2 protein-coding genes are annotated in these 2018 nt (G+C 70.3%); one reads left to right on the forward strand and one right to left on the reverse strand.

Annotation, left to right across the window (positions count from 1 at the left end):
* Window positions 1-147: 147 nt before the first annotated feature.
* Window positions 148-930: a VOC family protein gene (locus Y706_RS0103475; protein WP_028275476.1), complete on the forward strand. Its 783-nt coding sequence runs from the start codon at window positions 148-150 to the stop codon at window positions 928-930.
* 92 nt (window positions 931-1022) lie between these two features.
* Here Y706_RS0103475 and purM read toward each other — a convergent pair.
* Window positions 1023-2018 (reverse strand): phosphoribosylformylglycinamidine cyclo-ligase (purM, locus tag Y706_RS23430; protein WP_043434497.1); only part of this gene is annotated, 996 nt, incomplete at its 5' end.

The following is a 2018-nucleotide window of genomic DNA, read 5'->3' on the forward strand; positions in this document are numbered from 1 at the left end:
CGTCCGTATCCGGGCCGGCCGGCTGGCCCGCGCTGCGCCGCGGATGAGCGCGGATGAGCCGGCGCAGTTGTCACCGGCGGGGCGCCGGGCTAGGTTGTTCGTGCCGGATTTTCCCGGACGCCACACCGATGCCCCGGAAGGACTGCCATGACCATGCGCAAAGGATTCGCCGAGGGCGAGCTCTGCTGGACGGACCTCCAGACCCCCGACGTGGAGACGGCGAAGGCCTTTTACGCGGAGGTTTTCGGCTGGCGGTACGAAGACCTGCCCACTCCGGACGGACGCAGCTACGCGAAAGCCTTCCTGGGCGACGACCTGGTTACCGTGCTCGCGCCGCAGAACCCCCGGCAGGAAGCCGCGGCCGAGCCGGGCCGGTGGAACGTGTATTTCGCGGTCGACGACGCGCGGGACCTGGCCGCCGAACTGGCCCATTCCCCCGGGCACCTTGAATTCGGCCCCGAGGAGGTCGGTGATACCGGCGTCATGGTCTTCTTCGCCCCGCCCGGAGGCGGAACCACCGGGGCCTGGCAGGCCGGCAGCCACATCGGAGCCGGCCGGAGCCAGGAGGCGGGCACCTTGGCCTGGGCTGAACTGCTCACGCCGGAACCGCAGGCAGCCGTCGGCTTCTTCCAACAGCTCTTCGGGCACGACGTCACCGAATACCCCCAGGACGACGGCGGCACCTACACCACGCTGATGGTGGGCGGCGCCGAGGTGGCCGGCATCGCCCGGGTTCCCGGCGACGCGCAGGACACCCTCGAGCCGGGCTGGCAGGTCTACTTCGGCGTCTCCAACGTCGCAGTGGCGGTGCAGGCTGCGGTGGCCGCGGGCGGCGTCGTGCTGATCGAACCGGATGAGATCGAGGAAGCCGGCACCATCGCCACCCTCAGAGATCCGCAGGGCGGCGTCTTCAGCCTGCTGGAGGTTTAGGGCCGCGGCTTAAACGGATCGAGTGCTCCCCACCGGCCGTTCTGAGCGTTCAAAACGGCAGCTGGGGAGCACTCGACATGGGTCGGGCCCGTTTAGGCGTAGGCGTTGACCAGCCTGACGGCGCCGCCGTCGACGCCCTTGGCGCCCTGGACGTAATCCGGGCCGGTTTTGAGGACCGCATCCGAGTTCTGCTCGACGGTGCCCATGATCCAGGACGGCAGGCCGCGGTCGTTGAGCCGGTTCACGGCGGCGTCGGCAGCTTCCGGCGAAACAATGGCGACCATGCCCACGCCCAGGTTCAGGGTGCGCTCGAGGTCGGCCAGCGGGACGTTGCCGAGCTCGGAAACCAGCTTGAAGATGGCCGGGAGCTCCCAGGTGGAGCGGTCGACGGTGGCCAGCAGGCCCTGCGGGAGGACGCGGGCGAGGTTGGCTGCGAGGCCGCCGCCGGTCACGTGGCTGAAGCCGTGGACGGCCTTGCCGCCCGCGGAGCCGTTCACCGGGAAGGTGCGGGCGAGGTCCAGGCAGTCCGCGGCGTAGACGCGGGTGGGCTCGAGGAGCTCCTCGCCCAGGGTGCGGCCGAGCTCGGAGACCTGGCGGTCCAGGGCCCAGCCGGCGTGGTTGATGACGCGGCGTACCAGGGAGTACCCGTTGGAGTGCAGGCCGGAGGAGGCCATGCCGATCACCACGTCGCCGGCGCGGACACGGTCCGGGCCGAGCAGCTGGTCGGCCTCGACAACGCCGGTGGCGGCGCCGGCGACGTCGTACTCGTGTTCCCCGAGCAGGCCGGGATGTTCGGCGGTTTCGCCGCCCACCAGGGCGGTGCCGGCGACCGAGCAGGCGGCCGCGATGCCACGGACGATGTCGGCGATGCGCTCCGGGACCACCTTGCCGCAGGCGATGTAGTCGGTCATGTACAGCGGTTCTGCGCCCACGACGACGATGTCGTCCACCACCATGCCGACGAGGTCGTAGCCGATGGTGTCGTGGATGTCCATGGCCTGTGCGATTGCCACCTTGGTGCCGACGCCGTCGGTGGAGGTGGCCAGCAGCGGGCGCCTGTAGGTCAGCAGCCGGGAAACGTCGTAGAG

The sequence above is a fragment of the Arthrobacter sp. I3 genome, from assembly GCF_000520575.1.
Classification (GTDB): domain Bacteria; phylum Actinomycetota; class Actinomycetes; order Actinomycetales; family Micrococcaceae; genus Arthrobacter; species Arthrobacter humicola_A.

Excerpts from the sequence above, each read along its gene's own strand:
- Y706_RS0103475 (WP_028275476.1), top strand. The coding sequence starts at position 148 with ATGACCATGCGCAAAGGATTCGCCGAGGGCGAGCTCTGCTGGACGGAC.